General features: G+C 35.2%; 3 protein-coding genes. All 3 read left to right on the top strand.

Translation table 11 applies throughout. From position 1 onward, the window contains the following. A partial coding sequence (locus BMX83_RS10700) for a tyrosine-type recombinase/integrase (protein ID WP_177170589.1) occupies positions 1-303 on the top strand: 303 nt, incomplete at its 5' end. A 57-nt stretch (positions 304-360) separates the two neighbouring features. Beyond that, on the top strand, positions 361-585 hold the full coding sequence (gene relB, locus BMX83_RS10705; protein WP_091636868.1) for a type II toxin-antitoxin system RelB family antitoxin: 225 nt from the start codon (positions 361-363) through the stop codon (positions 583-585). Between the two features lies 1 nt (position 586). Then, entirely contained in the window at positions 587-853 is a 267-nt protein-coding gene (locus BMX83_RS10710) for a type II toxin-antitoxin system RelE family toxin (RefSeq protein ID WP_087057137.1), read from the top strand. The last annotated feature ends 163 nt before the right edge of the window (positions 854-1,016 follow it).

Raw genomic sequence — 1,016 nt, forward strand, 5'->3', positions numbered from 1 at the left:
GGGAGCTTAGACGGGTATTCCTTCGACGATTACCTCTTCCAGTCGCGAGAAGGCGCGCAAAAGCCCCTCTCGCGCCAGCAATCCTTAAATATTTTGAAAAGTGCCGCCAAAGCGGTCGGAATTAAAGACAATGTCGGTACACATAGCTTGAGAAAAACATGGGGCTATCACGCATGGAAAAAAGGCTTTAGTCCAGCAATTATTATGGAAACCTTAAATCACAGTAATTTAACGGTTACAAAACGCTATTTAGGTATTCAGCAAGATGATATTAATGATCTCTATGGCAGTCTAAATTTATAGAGAACTTCTTTATTTTTGTAACACAATGTGTTACAATCTAACCAAGGAGTGATTAAAATGACTACAATTACTGTACGATTGAATGATGAAGAACAAAAATATTTTAATGAGTACGCAAAATTACATGACCTGCCTTTATCTACTCTATTGAAAAAAACCTTAGAGGAAAAAATGGAAGATGAAATGGATCTGAAACGAATTAAAGAATATGAAGCCGATTTAAAAGATGGAAAAAGCGAAACTTATAACCACGATGAAGTAATGAAAATGTTGGATTTATAAAATGAAATATGACCTCGTTTATGAAAAAAAGGCTGTAAAAAGTTTGAAAAAATTAGATAAAGGGCAACAGCGTATGATTGCGGCTTGGATAGAAAAGAACTTAGTAGAGACAGATGACCCTAGAAGACATGGCAAAGCACTAAAGGGCGAATTGAAAGATTATTGGCGCTATCGTGTTGGAAATTACCGCTTATTAGCTGATATTAATGATGATGAAATCAAGATTATTATTGTTCATATTGGTCACCGAAGAGAAGTTTATCGATAAAAAGTCATTCTTGTCATTTTCCAATGACAAGAATGACTTTTTATTTAATTCCCTCTTTCAGTAGTTAGACAAAAGCTAGTTCGTGGCAAAGGTATGACCAATTCAAAAAATCGCATCAAAAAAAGCTCACCGCTAAAAACGCAGTGAGCCTTGATTTAATAAG

The organism is Alkalibacterium gilvum (assembly GCF_900109085.1).
Lineage (GTDB): Bacteria > Bacillota > Bacilli > Lactobacillales > Carnobacteriaceae_A > Alkalibacterium > Alkalibacterium gilvum.

Coding starts and splice junctions, on each gene's coding strand:
- relB (WP_091636868.1), top strand. CDS start 361: ATGACTACAATTACTGTACGATTGAATGATGAAGAACAAAAATATTTT.
- BMX83_RS10710 (WP_087057137.1), top strand. CDS start 587: ATGAAATATGACCTCGTTTATGAAAAAAAGGCTGTAAAAAGTTTGAAA.